Annotated in this window: 24 protein-coding genes; 7 read left to right on the top strand and 17 right to left on the bottom strand. The window is 49.4% G+C overall.

Annotation, left to right across the window (positions count from 1 at the left end):
• Positions 1-63 precede the first annotated feature (63 nt).
• The 6 genes from M4D81_RS32170 to leuB form a co-directional block, all read right to left on the bottom strand.
• On the bottom strand, positions 64-1026 hold the full coding sequence (locus M4D81_RS32170; protein ID WP_071222679.1) for an aldolase catalytic domain-containing protein: 963 nt from the start codon (positions 1024-1026) through the stop codon (positions 64-66).
• Between the two features lie 140 nt (positions 1027-1166).
• The gene (locus M4D81_RS32165) at positions 1167-2681 is read right to left on the bottom strand and encodes a leucyl aminopeptidase (protein ID WP_260069366.1); all 1515 of its coding nucleotides are present in this window, start codon (positions 2679-2681) and stop codon (positions 1167-1169) included.
• Between the two features lie 85 nt (positions 2682-2766).
• A complete protein-coding gene (locus M4D81_RS32160) occupies positions 2767-3891 on the bottom strand; it encodes an ATP-binding protein (protein WP_071222677.1) in 1125 nt (374 codons plus the stop codon).
• A 331-nt stretch (positions 3892-4222) separates the two neighbouring features.
• Positions 4223-4630, bottom strand: a complete 408-nt coding sequence (locus M4D81_RS32155) for a hypothetical protein (RefSeq protein ID WP_015737147.1) — start codon at positions 4628-4630, stop codon at positions 4223-4225.
• A gap of 290 nt (positions 4631-4920) precedes the next feature.
• Positions 4921-5460, bottom strand: a complete 540-nt coding sequence (locus M4D81_RS32150) for a peroxiredoxin (RefSeq protein ID WP_260069365.1) — start codon at positions 5458-5460, stop codon at positions 4921-4923.
• A gap of 174 nt (positions 5461-5634) precedes the next feature.
• Entirely contained in the window at positions 5635-6711 is a 1077-nt protein-coding gene (leuB, locus tag M4D81_RS32145; protein WP_076324535.1) for a 3-isopropylmalate dehydrogenase, read from the bottom strand.
• A gap of 839 nt (positions 6712-7550) precedes the next feature.
• Here leuB and M4D81_RS32140 point away from each other — a divergent pair.
• On the top strand, positions 7551-8531 hold the full coding sequence (locus M4D81_RS32140) for an aldo/keto reductase (RefSeq protein ID WP_260069364.1): 981 nt from the start codon (positions 7551-7553) through the stop codon (positions 8529-8531).
• Positions 8532-8782: 251 nt separating this feature from the next.
• Here M4D81_RS32140 and M4D81_RS32135 read toward each other — a convergent pair whose 3' ends face one another.
• The 4 genes from M4D81_RS32135 to ilvB all read right to left on the bottom strand — a co-directional run bounded on the left by M4D81_RS32135 (position 8783) and on the right by ilvB (position 13876).
• Positions 8783-10321 carry a 2-isopropylmalate synthase gene (locus M4D81_RS32135; protein WP_194544334.1) on the bottom strand — a complete coding sequence of 513 codons (1539 nt, stop codon included), beginning with the start codon at positions 10319-10321 and terminating at the stop codon, positions 8783-8785.
• A gap of 166 nt (positions 10322-10487) precedes the next feature.
• Positions 10488-11480: a ketol-acid reductoisomerase gene (gene ilvC, locus M4D81_RS32130; RefSeq protein ID WP_009589347.1), complete on the bottom strand. Its 993-nt coding sequence runs from the start codon at positions 11478-11480 to the stop codon at positions 10488-10490.
• 166 nt (positions 11481-11646) lie between these two features.
• Positions 11647-12132, bottom strand: coding sequence for an acetolactate synthase small subunit (gene ilvN, locus M4D81_RS32125; RefSeq protein ID WP_071222673.1), 486 nt, complete (start codon positions 12130-12132; stop codon positions 11647-11649).
• Between the two features lies 1 nt (position 12133).
• Positions 12134-13876 (bottom strand): biosynthetic-type acetolactate synthase large subunit, encoded by a 1743-nt coding sequence (gene ilvB / locus M4D81_RS32120; RefSeq protein WP_113060011.1) that lies wholly within the window; start codon positions 13874-13876, stop codon positions 12134-12136.
• Positions 13877-14474: 598 nt separating this feature from the next.
• Here ilvB and M4D81_RS32115 point away from each other — a divergent pair.
• Complete coding sequence (locus M4D81_RS32115; protein WP_071222671.1) at positions 14475-14924, top strand: GNAT family N-acetyltransferase; 450 nt, start codon at positions 14475-14477, stop codon at positions 14922-14924.
• Here M4D81_RS32115 and M4D81_RS32110 read toward each other — a convergent pair whose 3' ends face one another.
• From M4D81_RS32110 to M4D81_RS32090, 5 genes are all read right to left on the bottom strand, one after another.
• Positions 14925-15266: a hypothetical protein gene (locus tag M4D81_RS32110; RefSeq protein WP_194544337.1), complete on the bottom strand. Its 342-nt coding sequence runs from the start codon at positions 15264-15266 to the stop codon at positions 14925-14927. It lies immediately after the preceding gene.
• Between the two features lie 205 nt (positions 15267-15471).
• Positions 15472-15831, bottom strand: a complete 360-nt coding sequence (gene rplT / locus M4D81_RS32105; protein ID WP_071222669.1) for a 50S ribosomal protein L20 — start codon at positions 15829-15831, stop codon at positions 15472-15474.
• A 30-nt stretch (positions 15832-15861) separates the two neighbouring features.
• The gene (rpmI, locus tag M4D81_RS32100) at positions 15862-16062 is read right to left on the bottom strand and encodes a 50S ribosomal protein L35 (RefSeq protein ID WP_007127239.1); all 201 of its coding nucleotides are present in this window, start codon (positions 16060-16062) and stop codon (positions 15862-15864) included.
• Positions 16063-16088: 26 nt separating this feature from the next.
• A complete protein-coding gene (infC, locus tag M4D81_RS32095; protein ID WP_071222668.1) occupies positions 16089-16583 on the bottom strand; it encodes a translation initiation factor IF-3 in 495 nt (164 codons plus the stop codon).
• Positions 16584-16863: 280 nt separating this feature from the next.
• On the bottom strand, positions 16864-18102 hold the full coding sequence (locus tag M4D81_RS32090) for a glycosyltransferase family 2 protein (RefSeq protein WP_071222667.1): 1239 nt from the start codon (positions 18100-18102) through the stop codon (positions 16864-16866).
• A gap of 666 nt (positions 18103-18768) precedes the next feature.
• Here M4D81_RS32090 and M4D81_RS32085 point away from each other — a divergent pair.
• The gene (locus M4D81_RS32085; RefSeq protein WP_260069363.1) at positions 18769-19896 is read left to right on the top strand and encodes an MGDG synthase family glycosyltransferase; all 1128 of its coding nucleotides are present in this window, start codon (positions 18769-18771) and stop codon (positions 19894-19896) included.
• Between the two features lie 117 nt (positions 19897-20013).
• Here M4D81_RS32085 and trmB read toward each other — a convergent pair whose 3' ends face one another.
• Together trmB and M4D81_RS32075 are read right to left on the bottom strand one after the other, a co-directional pair.
• Positions 20014-20727, bottom strand: a complete 714-nt coding sequence (gene trmB, locus M4D81_RS32080; protein WP_260069362.1) for a tRNA (guanosine(46)-N7)-methyltransferase TrmB — start codon at positions 20725-20727, stop codon at positions 20014-20016.
• Positions 20728-20916: 189 nt separating this feature from the next.
• Positions 20917-21099: a hypothetical protein gene (locus M4D81_RS32075; protein WP_071222664.1), complete on the bottom strand. Its 183-nt coding sequence runs from the start codon at positions 21097-21099 to the stop codon at positions 20917-20919.
• Positions 21100-21404: 305 nt separating this feature from the next.
• On the opposite strand from M4D81_RS32075, the gene mnmL reads away from it, so the two are divergent.
• The 4 genes from mnmL (at position 21405) to M4D81_RS32055 (ending at position 25016) form a co-directional block, all read left to right on the top strand.
• Positions 21405-22358, top strand: a complete 954-nt coding sequence (gene mnmL / locus M4D81_RS32070; RefSeq protein ID WP_113060005.1) for a tRNA modification radical SAM protein MnmL/YtqA — start codon at positions 21405-21407, stop codon at positions 22356-22358.
• Complete coding sequence (gene mnmM / locus M4D81_RS32065; protein WP_220684046.1) at positions 22358-22948, top strand: tRNA 5-(aminomethyl)-2-thiouridylate-methyltransferase MnmM; 591 nt, start codon at positions 22358-22360, stop codon at positions 22946-22948. Before mnmL ends, mnmM begins: the two co-directional genes overlap by 1 nt.
• 73 nt (positions 22949-23021) lie before the next feature.
• Positions 23022-23990: a type I phosphomannose isomerase catalytic subunit gene (locus M4D81_RS32060; RefSeq protein WP_260069361.1), complete on the top strand. Its 969-nt coding sequence runs from the start codon at positions 23022-23024 to the stop codon at positions 23988-23990.
• Positions 23991-24047: 57 nt separating this feature from the next.
• Complete coding sequence (locus M4D81_RS32055) at positions 24048-25016, top strand: alpha/beta hydrolase (RefSeq protein WP_260069360.1); 969 nt, start codon at positions 24048-24050, stop codon at positions 25014-25016.
• Positions 25017-25102: the final 86 nt, after the last annotated feature.

Here is a 25102-nt window from a genome sequence, read left to right as displayed (position 1 = left end):
TCCAAGGAGGAAAGATGCTGATTACCTTGACCTGATACGAGCAGGGCTACAAAAGCACCTTGCCTATTTTTTGTCGAAAGTCACTTCCGGTGTCGTCAATTTATCATAAAAATCCACAATTTTGTCTTTATCGTCCGAAGCACGGAGGGCCATGGCGGAGCGTGGATGTTCATCCAGGGTGCCTGTAATCATGTAAGGCATGATATAACCCCACTCTTCTTTTTCACGAAGTGGAATCATGTAGCGCTCGATAATATCCAGTACCGGACGCAGCTCATACTTGGTGCCTTTCAGATGGGTAACCAGAAGCTCGGTCGGACAGTTGCCGGCCGCACGTCCCATCCCGTATACGGATGCATCCAGAAGCTCAACGCCAAGATCTGCAGCGACCAGCGTGTTGGAGAACGCCAGCTGCATGTTGTTATGGGTATGAACGCCCAGACGTTTGTTCGGCAGATGTGTCTTGAACTTATTCACAAGGTATTCCATATCTTTATGATCAAGGCTTCCGTAAGAATCGACGATATATACAACATCCACGACGCTCTCCCTGATCAGCTCAAAAGCTTCCAGCAGTTCGTTCTCCATTACGTTGGAGAGGGCCATAATGTTGAGCGTAGTCTCGTAACCACGATCATGGAAGGTCTGTACCAGCGCAAGCGCCTTATCCACGTCTTTAATGTAGCAAGCGACACGGATGAGATCCAGCAAGCTTTCCTCGCGCGGCAAAATATCGTCTTCATCCACACGGCCGATATCTACAAGCGCGGACAGTTTGGTTTTACCTTTATGAGGAATGACTTCTCTGAGGAATTCATCATCCAGAAAACGCCAAGGGCCCGCCTGATCAGCGCCTTTCAGCAGTTTAGGCGAATTTTTATAGCCGATTTCCATATAGTCCACGCCAGCCTCATTTAGGCCCGCATATAAATTTTGTACGAATTCTACACTAAAATCCCAGTTATTTACCAGTCCGCCATCGCGAATGGTACAGTCTACAATCTTTGTCTGACTACTCTTAATCATCTAAGCTAAACTCCTCTCGGCAATTTTTCTCTTCATCATACTTGAATGCCGGTTGAAAAGTAAAGCAAAAACGTCCGAAGGACGGACGTTATTCAAAGGGTACGGGACGGCCGCTGTCTCTTCAATTCATAACAAACGCTTCAATTGGCGACCTGGGCCTGCTTGAGTATCCAGTCGGTGATGGTGCGGACGAGCACGCCGGTTGCCCCTTTGGGATCCACGCCCCTCTCCTTGGATAGGTATGCCGTACCTGCTATGTCAAAATGCACCCAAGGCAGCCCATCTGCAAATGTCCCCACAAAAAGACCGCCCGTTATCGTCCCGCCTTCTCGGCCCGTTTGATTTCGCAAATCCGCCACCTCACTCTTCAATTTATCCCAGAACTCCGGATAGGATGGCAGCGGCCATATTTTTTCGCCGGCCCTACGGGAGGAGGCAATAAGCTCCTGCAAAAAAGTCTCATCATTGGTTACGGCCCCAGTGGCGATATCCCCAAGAGCCGAAACGACGGACCCCGTCAATGTAGCTACGTCAATCAAACGCGAAGCTCCAAGCTGCTTGGCATAGGTAATTCCGTCCGCAAGTACGATACGGCCCTCGGCATCCGTATTCAATACTTCGATGGTGCGGCCGCTCAGTGTCGTGACGATATCGCCGGGTTTAAAGGCACTACCGCTCATCACATTCTCCGCTGTCGGAATCACCATCACTACATTTACTCTGGGGCGAATCCGTCCTAACGCTTCCATAACGCCCAATACGGTAGCTGCCCCGCCCATATCACTGATCATATCCTCCATTCCAGATGCCCTCTTCAGCGATACGCCACCGGTATCAAATGTAACCCCCTTGCCAACAAGTCCGACAACATCCTCCCACGTCTCCCGTCCCTGATAACGGATCGCGATCATGCGCGGTGGATGGATGCTGCCTTTGCCTACAGCCAGGAGGCCGCCCATACCCTTCTCGTCTATGGCGTCCTCGTCCAGTACCTGGGCTTCGAAGCCATACCGTTTCGCCAACTGAAGCGCCTTCTGGGCCAGGTCTTCCGGCAGCAGCATATTGCCGGGCAGATTCGTCAGGTCTCGTGCCAGGCAGGTTGCTTCTCCAATCGCTGCGCCTAATGACATTCCCTTCGTCCACCCTGCTTCAAATTCTGAATCCATATCGCCTTCTATATAATAGAGGATTTCTTCTAAATTCGTTGGCTCGGAAGCATCACGCTTATAATGCGGCTTCCGATAGCTTCCGAGGATAAACCCTTCAGTTAAAGCCTGAGCAGCATCTTGCGGAGTCTGTTCGGCGGTAAAGTTAACCATCGTATTTGGAATTTGAATGGCGGCACTGCGTACACCCGATCTCCCGGCTGCTTTAACTGCCTGTGCTGCAAGCAGCCGCAGCTGCTCGGATGTCAGAATTCCTTCGGGACGGCCCAGCCATATTAACAAGCGTGCTCCGCCTTCGATGCTCTCGGGCCATACGAATGACCGATTCGGAGTGCCATCAAATAACCGATTCTCGACCAACTGTTTGAGCAGTGGATCCCAGGACTCGGAAATGCCGCCTTCCGCCGCTTGTTTTTTCGTAACGGGAACCATGATGGCATCGGTATGCACTTGCCCGGATGATAAACTGCCCTTTAATGTCCACTTCATGCGTTTTATCTCCTCCTAAAAAAGAAAAAGCCATTCCATCGGAACAGCTGCTCTCGTATTCATTTCAGGCACGTATTGTACAAACTTAGACTTCCGGAACGTCCAGCTTGGGAAAAGTAATCACAAACTCCGTTCCGGCACCAACCTGGCTATCCACGGCAATCGAACCGCCATGGTTTCTGATGATACTGTAACTTACGGATAATCCGAGCCCCGTTCCACTCTCCTTCGTTGTGAAGAACGGGTTGAACAGGTGGTTCAGTGTATTCTGATCCATGCCGCCGCCGTTATCCGATATGCAGATGTTGATATGTTTCCCCGTATCACGGGCTGAAATATCAATCACGCCGGTGATGTTCTCATCGTGATGCTCATTAATCGCATCCAGGGCATTTTTAATAATATTCAGAATCACCTGTTTGATCTGCTTCACATCCACGGATATAAACGCAGGCGGGGTCTTATCGGTATGCAGATTAATCTGGCATCCCTTCATTAAGGCTTCACTTTCAGTTAGCAGAACAACTTCCTTCAATAAAGAGGATACGGACACAATCTTGGTTTCTGGAGCCGAGGGTTTGGAGGAATTTAGAAATTCATATATAATATCATTCGCACGATCGATCTCCGTAAGTATAATTCTGGCATACTCGTCCTTACCTAAACTTACGAGATGCGGACGAAGCAGTTGGATGAAGCCACGGATGGAGGTGAGCGGGTTGCGTATCTCATGGGCAATGGAGGCCGAGATTTTTCCCAGCATGGCCAGCTTATCGTTCTGATAAGCGGTTTGCTCAATTCGTTTGAAGTCGGAGACATCCTTCACGCTGATCAGAAAATCGCCTTCCATCTGGTCCCCATAAGTCATCGTGATCAGCCACGATCGGCCATATTCATCAACCAATTCATGAAATCTCTTGCGGTGGAATACCGTTTCCCGAAAAATGCGAAGTATTTTTCTCTTCTTAAATCTGGAGAGCTGGGGATGTCGCAATAGTTGGGTCAGCGTACAGCCAGTCAGCGATTTACGGGATACACCTAACAATTTTGCCATCTGTACATTAACAAATGCTAACACACCGTCACTATCAAAGAGGATGATCCCGCTGTCGAGATTCTCCAGTATGTTCTCATACTTGTTCCTAATAAGCTGGCTGGAATGAAAAGAACGAATTGCCTGCAGCTCAGATTCACGGATTTGACTCAACAAGATGGCTCCCCCTTTTCATGAAAAGTTGAACTCACCAAACCGACAAAAAACCTTGCAAACATCAGCTTGTCCGCCTTTGAATCAGAAGCAGCCCGAATCTGCTTCCTTCCATGATAGTCATCGAGACAAAGAAACGTCAATCAGAAATCCTGTCGAAAAATGGGAAATTGCATAAAAATACCATACATCGTGCTTATGTATTTCTGCTTATGTAGTGTATCTAACACCTAATTCCAAACAACAAACAACTAATATAAACATTACCCCCTTTTGTATGATTTGAAACATTAAAAAAGCCCCGGGTACTCACGAGGCTTTATTAATTCCTGGATTAAGGCTGCTTCTGGAGCCGGAGCCTGCGCTGACTCATCACGGCAAGCCGTCTTTTCAGTTCGCCCTGCCACTTCTCATCCTCCATCCATTTGGCAACCACCAGGAGATCTAACGACATATCAATCTGACTCTGAACCACCGTTAGCGGATCCTCCGACTCCCGGTTGACAACATTTTCAAAAATCGCATCCTCATCTTCCATCACATAATCCTGAAAATCCACCTGGGATGCTCCGTCACCATGGGCATATTCAGCTAATATTTCATACTCATTCTCAACCCGATGATGTACCTCCACGCGATGGCAGACCGGACAAGACAGCAGGGGAACATTATGTACTTGAGTGCGATAATGCTTCAGTGTACCCTTTGTACCCATCATACTAGCCCCACAGCAAAAACTCATATCGTTCACCCTCCTTTTGTGGATTCTCAACCGTTTCAAAATATTGTATTCGCTTTCACTCCCGCTAATTCCTTCATGAAAAGAACCTCGATTAAAATTTTAGGCACGATTCCCTAAACATAAGTCCGTAAGCCTATATATTTAAATTTAAATTATATATCAACGCAAGAGCGGTTCTCTAAACAAGAGTCTTCCCCTATTTCATCCATTAAAATCAGAGGTGAAAAAACCCCCACTACCTGCACATAATGTCAGATAATGAGGGTTGCCTTAACTTTAACGAAATGGAATTACAGGTTGCTGTCGCCTGGTTTCCAGTTCATAGCGCACAATCCGCCGGATTGAAGTGCTTGAAGAACACGAAGCGTTTCTTCTACACTGCGGCCTACGTCGTTATGGTTAACAACTTGATATTTCAATTCGCCTTCCGGATCGATGATGTACAAGCCGCGCAGAGCAACGCCTTCTTCTTCGATCAGAACACCGTAGTCTCTTGCTACGTTTTTGGTGATGTCGGAAGCCAGCGGGAAGTTCAATGCTCCCAGACCGTTAGCTTCTTTAGTAGTGTTGATCCAAGCTTTGTGGCTGTGGATAGAGTCAACACTTACACCCAGAATTTCAGTATCCAATGCTTTGAATTGATCATAAGCATCGCTGAGAGCCGTGATTTCAGTTGGGCATACAAAAGTGAAATCAAGCGGATAGAAGAAGAATACGAGCCATTTGCCGCGGTAGTCGGACAGGCTTACTTTACCAAAATCTTTACCGTCTCCTGATACAGTTTCCATTGTAAAATCAGGAGCCGCTTTACCAACCAAACGTTCTGCCATGATTGAATTCCTCCTTAACATATGTAAGAAAATACGTGTATTTCCTACATGCTATGTTCCTATGAACATTTAATAGAAATGTTATCATTGAGGCTAATCAAAGTCAAGATTGTAGACGTTACTTTATTATAATTATTATAAATAAGGATTTTCTTTGAACGAATGCTTCCTCTATTAACGGATAGCCGCAGCGATCAAATCGCCCATTTCTGTCGTACTGAGCGCTTTGCTCTTATCCACAGCAATGTCTGCTGTACGATGTCCGGCATCAAGCACCTCGGCAACTGCGCGTTCAATTGCGTCTGCCGCATCCTCGTAGCCGAACGTGAGGCGGTACATCAGCGCTACGGACAGAATCGTTGCGATCGGGTTTGCCAAGCCTTGACCGGCAATATCAGGTGCCGAACCGTGTACCGGCTCGTACAGGCCGAAAGCACCCTCGCCCATGGATGCGGATGCCAGCATGCCGATGGAACCTGTCAGCATGGCTGCTTCATCGCTCAGGATGTCGCCGAACATGTTCTCGGTTACGATCACGTCAAAGCTGGACGGGCGGCGCAGAAGCTGCATCGCGCAATTGTCTACCAGCACATGCTCCAGCTCCACGTCCGGATATTCAGGAGCGATGCGGTTTACCGTTTCGCGCCACAAGCGGGACGTTTCCAGCACATTCGCTTTATCGACGGAAGCCAGCTTCTTCCGGCGCTTCTGTGCAATCTCGAAGGCTTGATGGACGATTCGCTCTACCTCCGCCGTATTGTATACGCAAGTATCTACCGCTTCTTCGCCACCAGCACCTTCGCGTCTGAATTTCTCGCCGAAGTATATGCCTCCTGTCAGCTCACGAACGACCATCAAGTCAGTGCCTTCCAGGACTTCAGGCTTCAATGTGGACGCATCCTTCAAGCAATCGAAAATGACAGCCGGACGCAGGTTGGAGAACAGGCCAAGCTCTTTACGGATGCCAAGCAATCCGGTTTCCGGGCGAAGCTCCTTCGAATTGTTGTCCCATTTCGGTCCGCCTACCGCACCAAGCAATACAGCATCGGCGCTCTTACATACATTCAACGTTTCTTCTGGCAGCGGCGTCCCTTTCTCGTCAATGGCGATGCCGCCAAACAGTGCATGTTCCGTCGTAAATGAATATCCGAACACCTCTTCGGTACGTTTAATGATCTTCTCCGCTTCAGCCACTACCTCAGGACCGATGCCATCTCCGGCAATTACCGCGATTTTCTTCGTTTCTGCCATTCTTCGTCACTCCTTAATTTATATATACACTGGTCGTATTTAATCATCTAGTTACTGTTGTAACATACTTCCCCCTTGATTGACCAAGATATAGAAACTATGAACTTAATTCGTTTTGCCTATAAGTAGGGGGAAAGTGATCAGGGAGATGGCTGCGCCGAAGAGTTGCGCAGACGCTCAAAGAGTTGTGCAGAAGCTCGAAGAGTTAATATCGCAAGAGCGACTGAATGCGAGTAAGGCTTACTTTGAGAAAGGCTCGAGGTAAAGCTTAATCGTGTGTGCTTTTGTACGTGGGTAACTTATGCGAGAGCGGCTTTAATGAGAGCAGCTTTATGCGAGACTTCGAAGACTTAATGTGAGAGGCTCCGAATACGTATCGTTCCTCCAATCGCTGTTGTCGCCGAACTTCTGGATTGTATGTTAGCGGTTGAAATTCGGCTCCAAAGGCGACCGCTTCGCTTTTCCGGAATCGATTCGTCCTCTTCGCTGCTTCGAAGCTAAGGCGATTGACAGGTCACTGGAGAAGAGCACATCTCCCTGACCACAAGGGTGGTGGGAGATAGAAGAGCCGCCCTATGTATAATCATGGGGCGGCTCTTGAAAGTAACATCTTGAAGAGATTCTCGGTTACTCCTAGTCCTGCTTGTGCTTCTTGCTTCTTGCTTCCTGCTCTTGCTCTTTAAATTTGGCCAATGAAGTAAACAGATCACTCGCAGATCGGCTTTCAGTGCAACCATATTAACGTCTCCGAACGCCGTTAGTTACATTTTTCTGCCAATACGCTACAATAGGGGTGAATTTGTCTTATACCCTAAACGACCAAGGAGTGATCATCGATTATGAAGTACACAGCTCTAGGTAAATCCGGTATGAAAGTAAGTCGTCTGTGTTTGGGGACGATGAATTTTGGTCCTGCTACGGATGAAAAGGAAGCCTTCCGCATCATGGATGCTGCGCTTGACGCCGGCGTCAACTTCTTCGATACAGCCAATGTCTACGGCTGGGGCGAGAACTCGGGGCTGACCGAAACCATTATCGGACGCTGGTTTAACCAAGGCGGGGGCCGCCGCGAAAAAGTCGTTTTGGCTACCAAATTCTATGGCTCCATGAGCGATCCTCTGGATGGTCCCAACAATGAAGCCGGGCTGTCGAGCTATAAACTTCGCCGTCATCTCGAAGCGTCGCTAAAGCGTCTGCAAACAGACCATATCGAGCTGTACCAAATGCATCACGTCGATCCTTCCGTCACCTGGGACGAGCTGTGGGGCGCATTTGAGGTTGCGGTTCATCAAGGAAAAATCGGGTATGTCGGATCCAGCAACTTTGCGGGCTGGCAAATTGCGGTTGCGCAAGCCGCAGCCCAGAGCCGTCATTTCCTCGGCCTCGTTTCCGAACAGCATAAATACAGCCTGACCTGCCGATTGCCGGAACTCGAAGTGCTTCCCGCTTCGCAGCAGCTTGGGCTCGGCGTCATTCCATGGAGTCCGCTAGACGGTGGACTGCTGGGACGCAATGCGCTTAAGAAAATCGAAGGCTCTCGCAGTGGGGGCAATGCGGAGCGCGTGGAGAAACACCGCTCGCAGCTGGAACAGTTCGCCGCACTCTGCCAGGAGCTTGGCGAACCACAGGATAACGTCGCCCTTGCCTGGGTGCTTAAGAACCCGGCGGTTACGGGACCGATTATCGGACCGCGCACGCTGGAGCAATTCGAAAGCTCCCTGCGCTCGCTTGAGATTGAACTCGATGAATCCGTAATGAAGCGTCTGGATGAAATTTTCCCGGGTCCGGGCGGAGCCGCTCCGCAGGCCTACGCCTGGTAAAATAAGGATAACATTTGAACGAAACGCTGTCTTATCCCGTTGATCAGCTGCATCAAGGCTGTATCGGTACGCTGCCATGAGAGTTAAAGGCTCGCTGCGAGTATCTGATACCAGCATTCACGGCCGGCCAACAGCATCATAAAATAAAGAAAAAGAGGAGCCGCTTTCACAGCGGCCCCTCTTTTTCTTTTGAATATCTCCTGCAGCGCAAAACGATGCGATTCAGAGCTACCATGTACTCTAAGTATGGATTACAGCGTAGCGCGCTCACGCCGGCTAAACGTTTTGCGTTTCTCGATCAGGACGTTAACCGCATCCACGTAAGCTCTTGCACTTGCTTCCAGAATGTCGGTGCTCAAGCCGCGGCCTTGCGCAGCCACGTCGTTTTGCGACAGCACGACATGCACTTCACCTTGAGCATCCTTGCCGTGCGTTACCGATTTGATGGAATAATCCGCAAGCGTAACCTCTTCGCCGGTCACCTTGTCGATCGCGTTATAGATCGCGTCGACGGAACCGTTGCCCTCGGCCTCTTCCTCAATCGTCTGCTCCGCAGTCGCAATACGAACCCGCGCCGTCGGTGTGGATTCGTTGCCGTAAGCAACAAATATCGTTTCCAGCTTGAACACTTCCGGCGTATCGATCAGTTTCTCTTCCAGCAGAGCCAGCAGATCCTCATCGGATACTTCCTTCTTCTTGTCGGCGAGCACCTTGAATTTGGCGAATGCGTCATTCACCTGTTCTTCGCTCAGCTCATAGCCCAAATCCAGCAGCTTCTCCCGGAAAGCATGACGGCCAGAGTGTTTGCCTAACACCAGCTTGCTTTCTTTGAGCCCGATAGACTCAGGCGTCATAATTTCGTAAGTCGTCTTCTCTTTCAGCATGCCGTCCTGATGAATACCGGATTCATGAGCGAACGCGTTCGCGCCGACAATCGCTTTGTTGCCCGGCACGACCATACCGGTCAGCTTGCTCACAAGGCGGCTCGTGCGGGCGATTTCCGTTAGTGCCAGCCCCGTCTTCGCTCCAAAAAACTCGGAGCGCGTCTCCAGCGCCATCGCAATTTCCTCAATGGCGGTATTCCCTGCACGTTCGCCGATTCCGTTGATCGTTCCTTCGATCTGATCGGCCCCGTTTAAAATGGCGGCAAGGGTATTCGCCGTCGCCATGCCCAGATCGTTATGGCAATGCGCGCTCAGCTGCACCTTCTCGATATCCGGAACATTTTCCTTCAAGTATTTGAATATAGCCCCGTACTCCGAAGGATTCAAATATCCCACGGTATCCGGAATGTTAACGACATTGGCGCCTTCCCGTACAGCCATGCCTACAACCTCGGCCATGAAATCCAGCTCCGTCCGGCCGGCATCCTCTAGGGAAAACTCCACTTTGGAAAAGTATTTCTTGGCATAACGGATCGAGGCCTGCGCCGTTTCCAGCACCTGCTGCTTCTCCATCCGCAGCTTGAACTTGCGATGAATCGGGGAAGTCGCCAGGAATACGTGTATGCATGGATCCTGTGCTCCCTGAAGCGCTTCGCGAACCGCATCGATGTCACTCTCTCTGGAACGTGACAATCCAATGACCGTGACGTCTTTAACCGCGCGCGCCACTGCGTTCACAGCAGCAAGGTCACCGGGTGACGCCGCTGGAAAGCCTGCTTCCATGCGGTCGATTTTCAACTTTTCGAGTTGAAGGGCAATTTCCACCTTTTCCCGAGTGTTCAAATTCACGCCAGGAGACTGCTCTCCATCTCTCAGCGTTGTATCAAAGATATAAATCTTTCGCATGTCGGCACCTCCTTGAAGTTTATCGCTTGACGTAAACATCCGGCGGCAGGTTGACTTAATCCCCTGCCGCCGGCTGCTTTAATCTAACGGGTCCCATGCAGCAGCACTATCATCTCATGCTCGACTGCTCCATACCCGGAAGAATTCTTATGAATTCTATATATTCTTATTTTTTGATCCAATGCATCATTTCGCGAAGTTCCGCACCAACCACTTCGATCGGATGCTCGGACTCGTTGCGGCGGGTAGCTGTCAGGAACGCACGGCCCGATTGGTTCTCAAGGATAAAGTCGCGAGCGAATTTACCTTGTTGAATATCGGAGAGGACTTCTTTCATTGCCTTCTTCGTATCTTCGGTTACCACACGAGGGCCTGTTACATAGTCGCCGTACTCCGCTGTGTTACTGATGGAGTCGCGCATGCTTGCAAGACCACCTTCATAGATCATGTCTACGATCAGTTTCAGTTCATGCAGGCACTCGAAGTATGCCATTTCCGGCGCATATCCAGCTTCAGTCAACGTTTCGAAACCAGCTTTAACCAATGCGGATACACCGCCGCACAATACCGCTTGCTCACCGAACAAGTCCGTTTCGGTTTCTTCGCGGAAGGAAGTTTCGATAACGCCTGCACGAGTACAACCGATACCTTTTGCATAAGCAAGACCGATCGCCTTGGCTTGTCCAGTTGCATCTTTCTCGATTGCAATCAATCCAGGTACGCCAAAGCCTTCAACATACGTACGGCGAACCATGTGACCTGGGGATTTAGGAGCGACCAGAAGGACATCGTTGTCTTTAGGAGCTACGATTTGACCAAAATGAACGTTGAAACCGTGGGAGAACATCAGTGCCGCGCCTTTTTTCAGGTTTGGCTCGATATCGTTCTTGTATACCGCTGCTTGCGTTTCGTCCGGCATCAAGATTTGAACTACATCTGCACGGCTAACGGCTTCGGCTACAGGAAGCACTTCGAAACCATCGTTTTTCGCTTTGTCGAACGACTTGCCTTCACGAAGACCAATGACAACCTGAAGTCCGCTGTCGCGCAGGTTTTGCGCTTGAGCATGACCTTGGCTTCCATAACCGATAACCGCGATTGTTTTGTCTTTTAACACGCTGAGTTCTGCATCTTGTTCATAATAAGTAGTAATTGCCATTTGTATAAGTCCTCCTTTGATTTTAAAGACCCTTCATGATGAGCGGGTATCTCAATAGACCGATCCCTTTTCCGATCTGCTGAGACACCCGCTCATGCCATGCAGGTGTCTAACGCTTATATTGCAATAACTTTGTCATCCGGATAAAAAGAAAAACGTAAAATCATTACGCGTTACCGCGAATCATCGCGGTAACCCCGGTACGGGAAAGCTCCTGGATGCCATACGGCTTAAGCAGCTCGATCATGGCATCGATTTTGACGGTATCGCCAACCACCTGAACCATCAGGTTGGCTGTGCCGATATCCACGACGGATGCGCGGAATGTCTCGACAACGCCCATAATTTCCGGTCTTGCCGATGGCTCGGCTTTTACTTTGATCAGGGCGAGCTCTCTGGCTACCATCGGTTTCGAGCTCAGGTTAATGACTTTAATAACATCGATCAGCTTGTAAAGCTGCTTCTCCACCTGCTCCAGCGTCGTTTCATCACCGGTGGTTACGATAACCATCCGGGACAAGCCGGATTCCTCCGACTGCCCCACGGTAATGCTCTCGATGTTAAAGCCCCTGCGTCCGAATAACCCGGATACGCGCTGCAGGACACCCGGCTGGTCGTTCACTAGTACGGCAATGGTATGTTTTGTACTCATCTTACGCATCCCCCATCAGCATTTGATCGATTGTCGACCCTTGCGTCACCATCGGATACACGTTCTCGCCTTTCTCTACAACGAATTCAACGAGGACGGGTCCCGGTGTTTCCATCGCTTCGGCCCAAGCACGCTGTGCTTCTTCTTTCGTGGTGGCACGAAGTCCTTTGACACCGTAGGCTTCAGCCAGCTTGACGAAATCAGGGCTGCCTGCCAGATCGATGTGGCTGTAACGGTTATCGTAAATGAGCTCCTGCCATTGACGAACCATTCCTAGTACCTGGTTGTTGATGACAACGATTTTTACCGGAATGTTGTTGATGGCACAGATGGCAAGTTCTTGCGAACACATCTGCATGCCGCCATCCCCGTTGATCGAAATGACCAGGCGATCCGGATGCGCCATCTGGGCACCAATCGCGGACGGGAATCCGAAGCCCATCGTTCCGAGACCGCCGGAGGTGATCCAGGAACGCGGCTGGTTGAACTTGTAATACTGAGCGGCCCACATTTGGTGCTGGCCAACGTCAGTCGTTACAATCGCTTCACCCTTTGTCGTATCGTTCAGCATTTCGATAACCCATTGCGGCTTCAGCACGGTATCTGAATCGACGTAACGGAATGGGTATTCGGCTTTCCATGTTCTGATCTGGTCTCTCCACGCATCTGCTTTCGCTGCGTACGGAACGAGCGGATTCAGCATCTCAAGCACGGTCTTCACGTCTCCGACAATCGGGATATCGGTTGGCACGTTCTTGCCGATCTCAGCCGGGTCGATATCGATATGAACGATCTTCGCATGTGGCGCGAAACCATCGAGCTTGCCTGTAACCCTGTCATCGAATCTTGCCCCGATATTGATCAGCAGGTCCGACTGCTGAATACCATGGTTCGATGTGTAGGTTCCGTGCATACCCGGCATTCCCGTCCACAGCTCATGGCCGCTTGGGAAGGCACCCAGACCGAGAAGCGTTGTCGTGATCGGAATCCCGGATTTATTCACGAATTCGTACAGCCCTTCATGAGCTCCAGAGTAAATCACGCCGCCGCCAGCAAGGATCATAGGACGCTCGGCTTCCTCAATCGCGCGGGCTAATTTATCCAACTGAAGTTTGTTAGGTACCGTCCGAGGATTGTATCCTCTCAGTTGAATTCGTTCTTCCGGCTGGAACAGCGTCGTTGCGGCGGATACATCCTTCGGAATATCGATCAGTACCGGACCTTTGCGGCCGGTTGAAGCGATATGGAAGGCTTCGTGAATCACCCTTGGCAGATCCTTTACATCCCTTACCAGATAGCTGTGTTTCGTAATCGGCATCGTGATGCCCGTAATGTCCGCTTCCTGGAAAGCGTCCGTACCGATCAGGGTAGTTGCAACGTTACCGGTTATCACAACGAGTGGAACGGAATCCATATAAGCTGTTGCGATACCGGTCACAAGGTTCGTTGCCCCCGGTCCTGAAGTCGCTATGCACACACCGACTTTGCCGCTTGCGCGAGCGTAACCGTCAGCTGCATGAATGGCGCCTTGTTCATGACGGGTCAAGACGTGATTGAAGTCCTCAAAACCATACATGGCATCGTAGATGTACAGGACCGCCCCGCCCGGATATCCAAAGACGCATTCGACACCTTCGAGCAGAAGACTCCGAAGCAAGATTTCCGATCCGGTAATCACTTCAGGCTTCAACCATTTCTCTCGTAATTGTTCTGTAGACCGCACTTCTGGAGTTTGCGCGCTCATCAGTCATCCTCCTCTCAAATATTGGCACTCTTCATTCAAGCAACAAAAAAACCTTCCGTCGCCACACCCGGAGTAACTCCGTGTGAGGGACGAAAGGTTTAGCTTCCGTGGTACCACCCATGTTTGCCCTACACTTCGCAGTGTAAAGCCTCAGCAGGTATGAAGAACACAATGAACACAGCTCTTCAATATCTGCAGTCCGTAACGTGGACTAAGACGATTCCCCCTAATAAACGCTGTTACGACTTAATGCGATAAAGTCATAACGTAGCATCTTTCAGGGAAACAGCTCCGAGGTGAGCTCGTATAAAAGGGGTTTTGGTGGTGGTTTCAGCTGATCCATCCACTCTCTGAGCAAAAGAGCCCTTTAAACTTCGTCCTCATCATTGCCGATTGGATATTTTCGTTAAAATGTTTAGAAACATTATATGATTCATTCATTCCAGAAGTCAACACATTTATTTTACTTCCGATGAAAGGTTTTCATTCACAATTGGAGCAATCCCTTCGCTTCCTTGATGCAAAACACGCTCTTAAACCCTGCTACATATGATAAATGGAGCTATCCTTAATAGCGGTGAAGGGAGGAAACAACACGATGATCCGCTATCGAAAACCGGAGCAGGATGATCCGATGATTCTACAACTCATTGAGTCCCAACTCGTCCCGCTTTCCCATATGACAAAAAAAGAGCTGGACATCATCCGCAAGGATATTCCCTCTCGATTACGACGCGGCGTGACCCTTGTTGCTTCGCCTCAGGATAACGATAAAATCATTGCCTTTATCCATTTTATGATGCACGGCGAACTGCTGTATATCGATATGCTGGCCGTCGCATCCACCGCACAGCGAAGACGGTGGGGCGTCCGATTGATGGAGCATGCCGAACGTTTCGCTGTATCCCGCGGATGCAAACGCGCCAAGGTCATGGTCGATATTGGAAACCAGACCGGCCTTAACTTTTACCGAAAGCTCGGCTACACGGTTACAAGAATCATCGAACCGAGCCGCTGTTATGAGCTAGAGAAGATTTGGTTCCTCTAATTACCAGAAGAAACCTGGCCCAAAGCCTGGCCCGAATGCGCCATACCCCGGTCCGAATCCGCCGTATCCCCCTGGGTAGCCTCCCGGATATCCACCGAATCCGCCACCATAGCCTCCACCGAACGCATAAGGTGCCGTCCCAATGGCAAGAAGGTCAAACAATGCGAGCGGAAGAATCGCCTTGGTTCTCACTTTTTTCCCCTTGGTTGCCGGTTCTACAAAAAGGCGGTTGCCGGAAACGCGTACCAGCTTGCCTGTCACCATCGTCCCGTCCTTCTTATACGCTACGATCTGTTTGCCCACATATGATTTCACTTTTGCCTTGCTGACAGGCTTGTGCATAAGATCCCTCCTCAGGTAATATACATTTCAATCTATTCCGGAAGGAGTTCCCTTGCTTGTTTCATGGCCCTTACGATGGCTAAAGATAGGTGAAAAAGCTCGTCCTGCCCAGCATTCAGCACTTAGGATCCTTATGTATGACGGACAGGAGCGAAAAATAAAAAAACCGCCGTAATATTACGGCGGTTTCTTCATACACGTATAATTAAGCGTTCACTTTTTCTTTAGCTACAGTAGCCAAGGAATTGAACGCATTCAGATCATTAACAGCCAGATCAGCCAGCATTTTACGGTTAATGTCCACGCCAGCAAGCTTCAGACCATGCATCAATTTGCTGTAAGACAGACCGTTTTGACGAGCAGCGGCGTTGATACGAACGATCCACAATTTACGGAAATTACGTTTCGTTGTACGACGATCCCGGTATGCATAAACGAGGGATTTCATTACCTGCTCGTTCGCTGTTTTAAAAATGCGGTGTTTGGAACCGAAATAACCTTTCGCAAGCTTCAATACTTTTTTATGTCGACGACGAACGACAAATCCGCCTTTAACTCGTGCCATATCAAAAGACCTCCCAATAATTGTTGTTTACTATTTCAAGTTAGCCAGACCTTGCTTCAAACGTTTAACATCTCCAGGCGCCATAACTGGGCTATTGGACAATACGCGCTTCGCACGCTTGGATTTGTGGGAAAGCAAGTGGTTTTTGTAAGCTTTATAACGTTTAACTTTACCAGTACCAGTAATCTTGAAGCGGCCTTTCAGGCTGCTATGTGTTTTCATTTTAGGCATTGTAGTACTTCCTCCTCTAATTTCTCTTAGGCTTTTGGAGCCAAAATCATAATCATGCTGCGGCCTTCCAATTTCGGTTGACGTTCAATGACGCAGAGATCCGCCACTTCCACCTTCACGCGCTCCAAAATCTTCTGACCAATGTTAGCATGGGTGATTTCACGACCACGGAAACGCACGGAGCATTTCACTTTATCGCCGTCTTTCAAAAACTTAACGACATTGCGAAGCTTGGTTTGATAATCATGCTCCTCAATGTTGGCTCGGAACCATACTTCTTTGATATCCACAATTTTCTGGTTCTTACGTGCTTCCTTCTCTTTCTTCTGCTGCTCATAGCGGAATTTACCGTAGTCCATGATGCGGCATACCGGCGGTTTCGCCTGAGGGGCCACGTTCACCAGATCCAGATTGAGATCAATTGCCATTTGCAGTGCTTCACGAATCGGCTTGATCCCGATTTGCTCACCTTCGGCACCAACCAAACGTACTTCCTTGGCCCGAATCTCGTCATTGATCATATGTTCCTTACTGATAGTCCTCCACCTCCAAATTACTTGTTGTTCCTGTTTGCAAAAAAAATAAAGGGATGACGGGTTAATCACCGACATCCCTATTTGATACTCATCTCACAAATGAAGTTAAATCCATTCATTGATTTCGTGATCAAACCAGCCAACACACGTCGGTCAGGTGAGAAGCGGCGCTTCTGCTTGCAATCAGATATTCTGTTTAACAGACTACGATAGTATAACAGGTCATCCTATCTTCTGTCAACACAGATGCAATATAAATATTGGATTAGCCTTGTTTGCTTTGAACTTCTTCAAGGCGTACAACCCGGGTATGCTCCGTATGACTCCACTGCTTGTTGTTCTGCGTGAAGAACGCATACACCGTGATAGGATACCACGACAGCAGGTAAATCGGGAACAGCACCAGATACATATACACTTTCTTGTATTTCACCTTCTCCAGAATCATCGCGATCATAAACGTGAACACATTCGCTGCGATCGCTGTAAAGCTAAGCCAGAGCGGTAAATATCCATACAGGTTCGCGATATTCGGACCATCGAAGAATGAGCTGTCAACCCATATGATGGCCGTCAACAAGAAAGTCAGCAGTACGATGTAAACGTTGACTCCGTACAATGCCAAGTCCAGCTTCACGAGGCTGCGTTCTTTAATGGCACGCCACAGCAGCGGGAAGAAATAACGGCGGGCAACCGTAAAGTGACCCTGCATCCAGCGCAGACGTTGTCTGGCGGAAGCCTTAAACGTAAGCGGCTTTTCGTCAAATACCTTCGCGTCATAGTTGAACTTCGGATACACGCCGCGCATAACGCTGCGCATCGTGAACTCCAAGTCCTCAACCAGACTGGTTGCGCCCCAGCCGATCTCCTTCAAGAGATTGGTCTCAAAGCACATTCCTGTACCGCCGAGGAAGTTCGCCATGTTCAGATTGCTGCGGGAAAGCTGCCACAAGCGGTTGATATACCAGTAAGACACCCCGTAAGAGGCAGTGATCCAGGAATCCTCAGGATTCTTGGTATCGATATATCCCTGGATAACTCTTGCTCCAGAGCAGAGATCATTGTTCATTTCGTTCAAGAAATTCGGAGCGGCCAGATTATCCGCGTCAAACATAACAACCGCATCATACTGGCGCGGCATTGCCCAGAGCTCTTTCAGCATCCACTCGATGGCATAACCTTTGCCTCGCAGATTTTGATTCGTGCGCACGCATGCGTTCATCCCGTGGGCACGGACGATCTCTGCAGTACGATCTGTACAGTTGTCGCAGATGACAAATACGTCGTACAGATGTTTCGGATAATCAAGCTGTTTCAGGTTCTCCATCAATGCACCGACAACCTGTTCTTCGTTGTGCGCAGCAACTAACACTGCAAATGATTTATTGGGTTCAAACTGTTGTTTCTTTTTTCTTTTGACCAGACCAAACAAAGAGAATACGAACTGGTACACACCCACCGCGGCCAAAAATAGTTGGAGCGCGATAAAGATGGCGTCTGTCATGATTCTCCGTTACCCCCTTTTTATAACCCGAGAATGTTTGTTATTTTTTTCTCTCTAAGTTTTTCGCTTTTTTTTGTTGTTGCTATGACCCTGTGACTTGTGTCTGTCCTTCTAGTAGCCTCGGTGCCGCGGGGCAACTTCGCACGTCATACACGATTTTCCACACTTTTGAATCTTTTGTCAAAACCGTGGAATGCTCTAATTTACGGAAAAACTTCGTAAAAGAGCTCAGCTTGCAATGTCGTTTGCCAGCAAGCTTCGTTTCAAACGGCTTTAGTTCTTATTTTCATCCGTTTCCTTGCTTTTTATTTCTCTTGGCTGCCCATTTTTTCTTTTTCGACTTGTCCGCCAATAAATAAACGCAACAGACACCCAAAAAGTTTCCGTTTTTCAATGCTCTTTCTCTAATAAACTTTTTGATGTCCGTTTGAATCATTGTAGCGGCATCTCATACTCAAGTCAAAAGACCACGGACCCTGATTTTCTACAAAATGCGCGCAGCTGACTAACTCCTTAAGTAGCAAGGCGCCAGCGAGAAGCTTGCCGAATAAAGTTTCCGTTTCCGGGACCAAAGTCCCTGAAACACAAGTGGAGAACGGTTGATTTCTTTTCCCAAAGTCGATATGTTAAAGTTAAAGAATAACGCTGCAGAACGGGTGAAAAGTAGTGGCTAAAAAAAGAGTCTTGCTGTTATCTGAAGGGTTCGGTGCAGGCCATACACAGGCCGCTCATGCACTCTCCAGCAGCCTGCGCCAGTTATCTCCTAGCGTACAGACCAAAGTTCTCGAGCTCGGGAGCTTCTTGAACCCTAAAATCGCTCCACTGATCATATCGGCCTACAGAAAGACGATTACAACTCGCCCGAGATTGGTCGGGTACATGTATCGCCATCAAAAGTCCTTTAATCGCTTTACGGCTTTAGCACTTCACCGAATGTTCTATACAAGCACCAAAAACGTGGTTAGACAGCTCAAACCCGACATCATTGTGTGTACCCATTTTATACCAAGCGCGGTCATCTCGCGTTTGAAACGACTGGGCATCGATGTGCCTCTGTGTACCGTTATTACCGATTATGATGCTCACGATACATGGATCAGTCCAGAGGTCGACCGATATTTCGTGTCCACGCCGGAGGTGAGGCGAAAGCTGCTCAATCGCGGGGTGTCCCAAGCCAAAATTCAGGTTACCGGCATTCCGATCCATCCCGACTTCTGGACGCATCCGAGCAAGAAGGAAATCAGGGAACGATTTCATCTGTCCGATATGCCTACCGTGCTTGTAATGGGCGGAGGCTGGGGCATCATGAATGATGAAGTGGTGCATGAATTTCTGACCCGATGGCGCGACGAAGTCCAGATCATATTTTGCCTCGGCAATAACGACGAGGGACGCGAGGAGATGGAGAACAACCCCCGGTTCCGGCATCCGAACATCCGGATTTTGGGCTTTACGCGCGAGATCGACAAGCTGATGGAGGTGTCCGACCTGCTCGTTACGAAGCCAGGCGGGATGACATGCACAGAAGGCTTGGCCAAAGGAATCCCGATGCTGTTTCATCAGCCTCTTCCGGGACAGGAAGAAGAGAACTGCCAATATTTCACCGCGCAAGGATTGGGCGAGCCTATCCACTCGCTGGAGGTTATTGCCAACTGGATAAACAAACTGCTTCATCAATACGACGTAATCCAACAGCAACGGGCGCAAAATTTGCGAGACATCGAACGATTCCATCCGATGCAAAGCGCCCGCAGCATCATCGACATGCTGGAAAACGAAAAGGTGTACTCCTAAAGAGGGAGCACACCTTTTTTTTGCGCCGTTTCCGCAAACACGTCATCGAATTGATAGATTTCCTACTATTATAATAGATGCAAGCGCTATCATCGGAGAAACTCTACTATATAGACGTTATTTACCGTATTTTTCAAGACGATTCTTATGGTAGGAAGCAAGTGCTTCCTTGCCAACGATGGCCTCGCAGCGATGTATCTGCATACCTTGACCGACGAATTTCGTCTCGTACTCAGTCATCACGTGTTCTTCGTTCAGTCCGTCCCGATGCAGATCCAGCGAAATATTCGTCATTTGCAAACCATAATCGGCAAATGCATTCAGGGAGAACTCAAAAAGCGTAACCGAATCGGTCTTGAAATGAATTTCCCCGCGCTCGTTCAGGATCTGGGAATACTTGTCCAAAAAACGCGGATGCGTCAAACGACGGCGGGCATGCTTGGCTTTTGGCCACGGATCGCTGAAGTTTAAATATAAACGTTCGATCTCGCCGGATTCAAAAACCTGCTCGACATTCTCGATATTAAACAGCGCCAGCTTCAAATTCGGCGGAGTATCGACACCGTCCTGAGCCCAGACATTGCGTCCCTTTTCGCTTGCGCGGCGAATCAGCTCGTCGTACATGTCCACCCCGATAAAATTCACATTCTGATGCTTGTAACTCATCTGGCTTATAAATTGGCCTTTGCCCATGCCGAACTCGACATGGATCGGAAGGTCATTGCCAAATAATGAAGCCCATTTCCCTCTATATTGACCGGGGTCCAAAACGACCAGGTCTTCCTGCTGCTCCAGATTTTCCCGTATACCTTTTCTTCCGCGTAAACGCATGTCATACCTCCGAAACTTTCCAAGTAAATTTAGAATGATATCCCGATACTGCATTTATTGTGACGAAGTTAATCCCAAAAGTAAAGGCCCCATAGAAAAAGGAACCTATACTCTGCTTAACGCAAAGGCTTAGGTTCCTCTTTCTTATATTTGGAATTGGGGTTCCGCGATGGTCAAACTGTGAATAGTCTACCTTTCATTGGACGTAAAATCAAACGTCTTCTCAAAGGCGGCCCGAATCTTGCGACGTGCCGAAGCCTTCACGTCCTGATCGGAGTTAAACTCCACGCCAGTAAGGGCTAAAGCTTCGTTCGGGGTAAGCTCCACAGCGATTTTATCTCTACTGTCATTCTTTACTGTCGATGAATTCATTCGTAATCACCTCACGGTATTATTGTATCCATGACGTCACACAAATATGAATCCTATCCGATATATACCCATGCCAAAATTGCTTGAATCATATTTTTATTTTTCTACTTTAAATATACCAATTATATGCAATTCATTCAAGTAACAACATATTAATTAGGCATGAAGACCTGTATATAACGCAAAGTTTTATTTTTTGTTACAATGGACATATCTGCTTAAGTAAAAGTTAAGTAACACATGTATACTTTGAGGCACGGCTATCCCTGTCTCTATTCATCTTATGCGGCTATAAAGGAGCACACATGAGTACATCACTTAGACCCGCCCCAACATTATGGGGCGACAAACGATTTCATACATGGAATTACGAGATGCGCAGCCAATTCCAGGAAAAAGTATTCAAGGTTATGCTGGATGCGGGCTTTACGTGCCCAAACCGCGACGGCACGATTGCCAAGGGCGGGTGCACTTTCTGCAGCGCCCGCGGCTCCGGTGATTTTGCCGGACGACGGCGGGACGATCTTGTTACCCAGTTCAACACCATCCGGGACCGGCAGCACCAGAAGTGGCCGAGCGCCAAATACATCGGTTATTTCCAAGCCTATACCAATACGTATGCTCCGGTAGAGGAGCTTCGGGAGTACTATGAAGTCATTCTGCAGCAGCCGGGCGTTGTCGGTTTATCGATCGCTACACGCCCGGATTGCTTGCCTGACGACGTCGTGGAATACCTGGCCGAGCTGAATGAGCGAACCTATCTCTGGGTAGAAATGGGCCTGCAAACGATCCATGATTCCACCTCCGAGCTGATCAACCGGGCCCATGATACCGAATGTTATTTGGAAGCGGTCGAAAAGCTGCGCAAGCATAACATCCGTGTCTGCACACACATCATTTATGGTCTTCCGCAAGAGGACCATGAGATGATGCTCGCCACCGGCCGCGCGGTCTCCAAGATGGATGTGCAGGGAATCAAGATCCATCTGCTGCACCTCATGCGCAAGACGCCGATGGTGAAGCAATATGAGGCGGGGCTGCTTCGGTTCCTGGAACAGGACGAATATATCAGCCTTATCGTAGATAGCCTGGAATTTTTACCTCCCGAAATGATCGTCCACCGTCTGACGGGAGACGCTCCACGGGATCTCTTGATCGGGCCGACGTGGAGTCTCAAGAAGTGGGAAGTGCTTAACGGCATTGACGCCGAGCTCAAGCGCCGGGATACATGGCAGGGTAAATTGTGGGGGGGATCCTGATGGGCTTCCTCTCGGTTTTGAGTTTTGCTCACAAGCTGGTGTCCGAAAGGCTGCGGCCTGGAGACATTGCGCTGGATGCGACGGCGGGAACCGGGGCCGATACGCTGTATCTAGCCAAATGCACAGGATCAAAGGGCAAGGTGTACGCTTTTGATATTCAGGAACAGGCGCTGCAGCTGACTCGTGATCGGCTGGACAAGGAACCGCCCGGCACCCTTGCGGAGGTTACCCTTCACCATCAGAGCCATGCCCTTATGGGAGAATGCGTACCTGAGTGCGAGCATGGCCGTATGGGTGCGATCATGTTCAATCTCGGTTACCTTCCGGCAGATTCATCAGATAAACGGATCATGACGGAAACCGCCAGCACACTGACGGCTCTGGAAGCAGCCATCGAGCTGCTCCGTCCCGGCGGCATTATCACCATCGTGCTGTACCCGGGCCATAAGGGCGGCGATGCCGAAGCGGACGCCGTGCAGGCCTGGGCGGCGGAATTGCCCCAGCACAAAGTGCAAACGATATTGTATCGTGGTCTTCAGCGTTCCGAAGCGCCATATCTCATTGCACTGGAACGGAAGAAGCCGATATGATATAAGTTCTAGGAGAGGTCCCGCACTTACATCCATAGAATATTCCAAACATGATGAAAGGTAGATGATTACTATGACAAAACCATATCCATTATTGTTCCAACCCGAATTTAAAGAGCGTGTGTGGGGTGGCCGTGCCCTGGAGCAATTCGGCCTGGATATTCCTGAAGGACATATCGGAGAAGGCTGGATGATCGCCGACCACCCGAACGGCACGACCAGCATTGTGAACGGTGAACTTGCCGGTCGCGGCCTGGATCAGGTTCGGGAGCAATTTGGACGGGAGTGGTTTGGCAGCAAAGGATTCTCCGAGGTTAACGGACGTTTCCCCCTGCTGATCAAGCTGCTTGACTGCAATGACAACCTCTCCGTTCAGGTGCATCCGACCGATGACTATGAGGGGCTTCCGAAAGGCGAGCTGGGCAAGACAGAAATGTGGTATGTGCTGGATGCGAAGCCGGACGCCAAAATCATATACGGTCTGAAGGAAGGCGTTAGCCGTGAGACGTTGAAAGAAGCCATGGAAAACGGCACGGTTATGGACCAGCTGCAAGAAGTGTCCGTAAAAGCCGGAGACACGTTCTACATACCTGCCGGTACGGTGCACGCCCTGTGTGCTGGCGTTGTAGTGGCGGAAATTCAGCAAAATTCGGATACAACCTACCGGATTTTCGATTATAATCGACCAGGCCTTGACGGTAAGCCGCGCGAGCTTCATATCGAGGACTCCTTGAATGTGACGGCCTATGAAGGATCCGGCGCGACCACGATGAGCACGGAAGGAACCGCGCCTGGAGAATGGCTTGAGCTTGCCAAATCTCCCTATTTTGTTGTCGAGAAAGGCGTTGTTAACGGTGCCTGGTCCTTGTCCACTTCCGCGGAAAGCTTCACGATCGTCGTGATATGCGATGGTCAAGGAACCCTCAGCTGGGATAACGGCTCCATTGAGTATACGTCCGGACAATGCTTCCTGCTGCCAGCTAACCTGGGTGCATATACGCTGGACGGGCAATCTACGGTTCTTCGTTCATATCTTCCATAAACAGGGTATAAAGTATTGAAATAAACCATTCGTTTTTGTGGAGGTGTTAGGCCTGAAATGCAAACCGACACGTTTACGATGCTGAATACGCAGGGCATGCATGTTTTTGTATATCAATGGCTGCCGGAGCCGGACCAACCCGTTCGTGCCATCGTGCAAATTGCGCATGGCATGTGCGAAACCGGCATACGATACGAGGAGCTTGCCGAGTTGCTTACAGCACACGGTTACGCTGTGTACTGCAACGACCATCGGGGTCATGGACAAACGTCCGGCCTTACACTTCTCGGCGATGCCGGGGAAGACGGATTCGACGGGATGATTGAAGACCTGCTGCTTCTTGCTTCCGAGCTTAAAAAGCGCCATGCTAGTGTTCCACATTACTTGATGGGTCACAGCATGGGGTCTTTTTTGACCCAAAAGATCATGTGTTCGAACGGCGAATTATTCGACGGATTCATTCTGTCCGGCACCAATGGTCCACAGGGACTGCTGGCGTTCGGTTTGAATCTGGCAGCGGCACAAATGCGCCTTCAAGGAAACACGCACCGGAGTCTGATGCTGAACGCCATCGTGTTCGGCCCTTACAACAAAGGTTTCGGCCCTATTCGCACTCCATTCGATTGGTTATCCCGGGATGAAACGGAAGTGGATAAGTATATCAACGACCCCTACTGCGGTCAGGTATGCAGCGCTCGTTTCTTCCGTGATTTCTTCAAGCTGCTATCCCAGATCCATAAACCTCAATTGATGGAATGCCTTCTTAAGGATAAGCCGGTCTACATTTTCTCGGGCGAGGATGATCCGGTCGGACACCGCGGTAAAGGCGTACGGCGGTTGATCGAAATGTACCGGAAACATGGCATCCAAGATCTTGAATACCGTTTGTATCCCGGCGGCCGCCACGAAATGCTGCATGAAATCAACCGGGATGAAGTAGCGGCACATGTTCTCGACTGGCTAGAACGACACACCTCGGAATCGCATGGGACTAGAGACGCCGCGAGAATCGAAACGCGTATGTAAAAGAATGATGCAGGACGAATTAATAAGGGGGTGTCCCAAAAGGTCCATTAACCTTTTGGGACACCCCCTTATCTGTTGTGACGCTG

This window comes from Paenibacillus sp. p3-SID867, assembly GCF_025142895.1.
In the GTDB taxonomy this organism is placed as follows: Bacteria; Bacillota; Bacilli; order Paenibacillales; family Paenibacillaceae; genus Paenibacillus_AQ.
The sequence above is the reverse complement of the archived record's forward strand: the minus strand, read 5'-3'. Positions and strand labels throughout refer to the sequence as shown.

What these genes read in the sequence shown, in the direction of transcription:
- M4D81_RS32165 (WP_260069366.1), bottom strand. Translation starts at nt 2,681, where the DNA reads ATGAAGTGGACATTAAAGGGCAGTTTATCATCCGGGCAAGTGCATACC.
- trmB (WP_260069362.1), bottom strand. Translation starts at nt 20,727, where the DNA reads ATGCGTTTACGCGGAAGAAAAGGTATACGGGAAAATCTGGAGCAGCAG.
- infC (WP_071222668.1), bottom strand. Translation starts at nt 16,583, where the DNA reads ATGATCAATGACGAGATTCGGGCCAAGGAAGTACGTTTGGTTGGTGCC.
- M4D81_RS32135 (WP_194544334.1), bottom strand. Translation starts at nt 10,321, where the DNA reads ATGCGAAAGATTTATATCTTTGATACAACGCTGAGAGATGGAGAGCAG.
- M4D81_RS32075 (WP_071222664.1), bottom strand. Translation starts at nt 21,099, where the DNA reads ATGAATTCATCGACAGTAAAGAATGACAGTAGAGATAAAATCGCTGTG.
- ilvC (WP_009589347.1), bottom strand. Translation starts at nt 11,480, where the DNA reads ATGGCAATTACTACTTATTATGAACAAGATGCAGAACTCAGCGTGTTA.
- M4D81_RS32090 (WP_071222667.1), bottom strand. Translation starts at nt 18,102, where the DNA reads ATGACAGACGCCATCTTTATCGCGCTCCAACTATTTTTGGCCGCGGTG.
- ilvB (WP_113060011.1), bottom strand. Translation starts at nt 13,876, where the DNA reads ATGAGCGCGCAAACTCCAGAAGTGCGGTCTACAGAACAATTACGAGAG.
- M4D81_RS32150 (WP_260069365.1), bottom strand. Translation starts at nt 5,460, where the DNA reads ATGGCAGAACGTTTGGTTGGTAAAGCGGCTCCTGATTTTACAATGGAA.
- mnmM (WP_220684046.1), top strand. Translation starts at nt 22,358, where the DNA reads ATGGGCTTCCTCTCGGTTTTGAGTTTTGCTCACAAGCTGGTGTCCGAA.
- M4D81_RS32170 (WP_071222679.1), bottom strand. Translation starts at nt 1,026, where the DNA reads ATGATTAAGAGTAGTCAGACAAAGATTGTAGACTGTACCATTCGCGAT.
- M4D81_RS32110 (WP_194544337.1), bottom strand. Translation starts at nt 15,266, where the DNA reads ATGCACAAGCCTGTCAGCAAGGCAAAAGTGAAATCATATGTGGGCAAA.
- rpmI (WP_007127239.1), bottom strand. Translation starts at nt 16,062, where the DNA reads ATGCCTAAAATGAAAACACATAGCAGCCTGAAAGGCCGCTTCAAGATT.
- mnmL (WP_113060005.1), top strand. Translation starts at nt 21,405, where the DNA reads ATGAGTACATCACTTAGACCCGCCCCAACATTATGGGGCGACAAACGA.
- M4D81_RS32115 (WP_071222671.1), top strand. Translation starts at nt 14,475, where the DNA reads ATGATCCGCTATCGAAAACCGGAGCAGGATGATCCGATGATTCTACAA.
- rplT (WP_071222669.1), bottom strand. Translation starts at nt 15,831, where the DNA reads ATGGCACGAGTTAAAGGCGGATTTGTCGTTCGTCGTCGACATAAAAAA.
- M4D81_RS32140 (WP_260069364.1), top strand. Translation starts at nt 7,551, where the DNA reads ATGAAGTACACAGCTCTAGGTAAATCCGGTATGAAAGTAAGTCGTCTG.
- M4D81_RS32055 (WP_260069360.1), top strand. Translation starts at nt 24,048, where the DNA reads ATGCAAACCGACACGTTTACGATGCTGAATACGCAGGGCATGCATGTT.
- ilvN (WP_071222673.1), bottom strand. Translation starts at nt 12,132, where the DNA reads ATGAGTACAAAACATACCATTGCCGTACTAGTGAACGACCAGCCGGGT.
- M4D81_RS32060 (WP_260069361.1), top strand. Translation starts at nt 23,022, where the DNA reads ATGACAAAACCATATCCATTATTGTTCCAACCCGAATTTAAAGAGCGT.
- leuB (WP_076324535.1), bottom strand. Translation starts at nt 6,711, where the DNA reads ATGGCAGAAACGAAGAAAATCGCGGTAATTGCCGGAGATGGCATCGGT.
- M4D81_RS32155 (WP_015737147.1), bottom strand. Translation starts at nt 4,630, where the DNA reads ATGAGTTTTTGCTGTGGGGCTAGTATGATGGGTACAAAGGGTACACTG.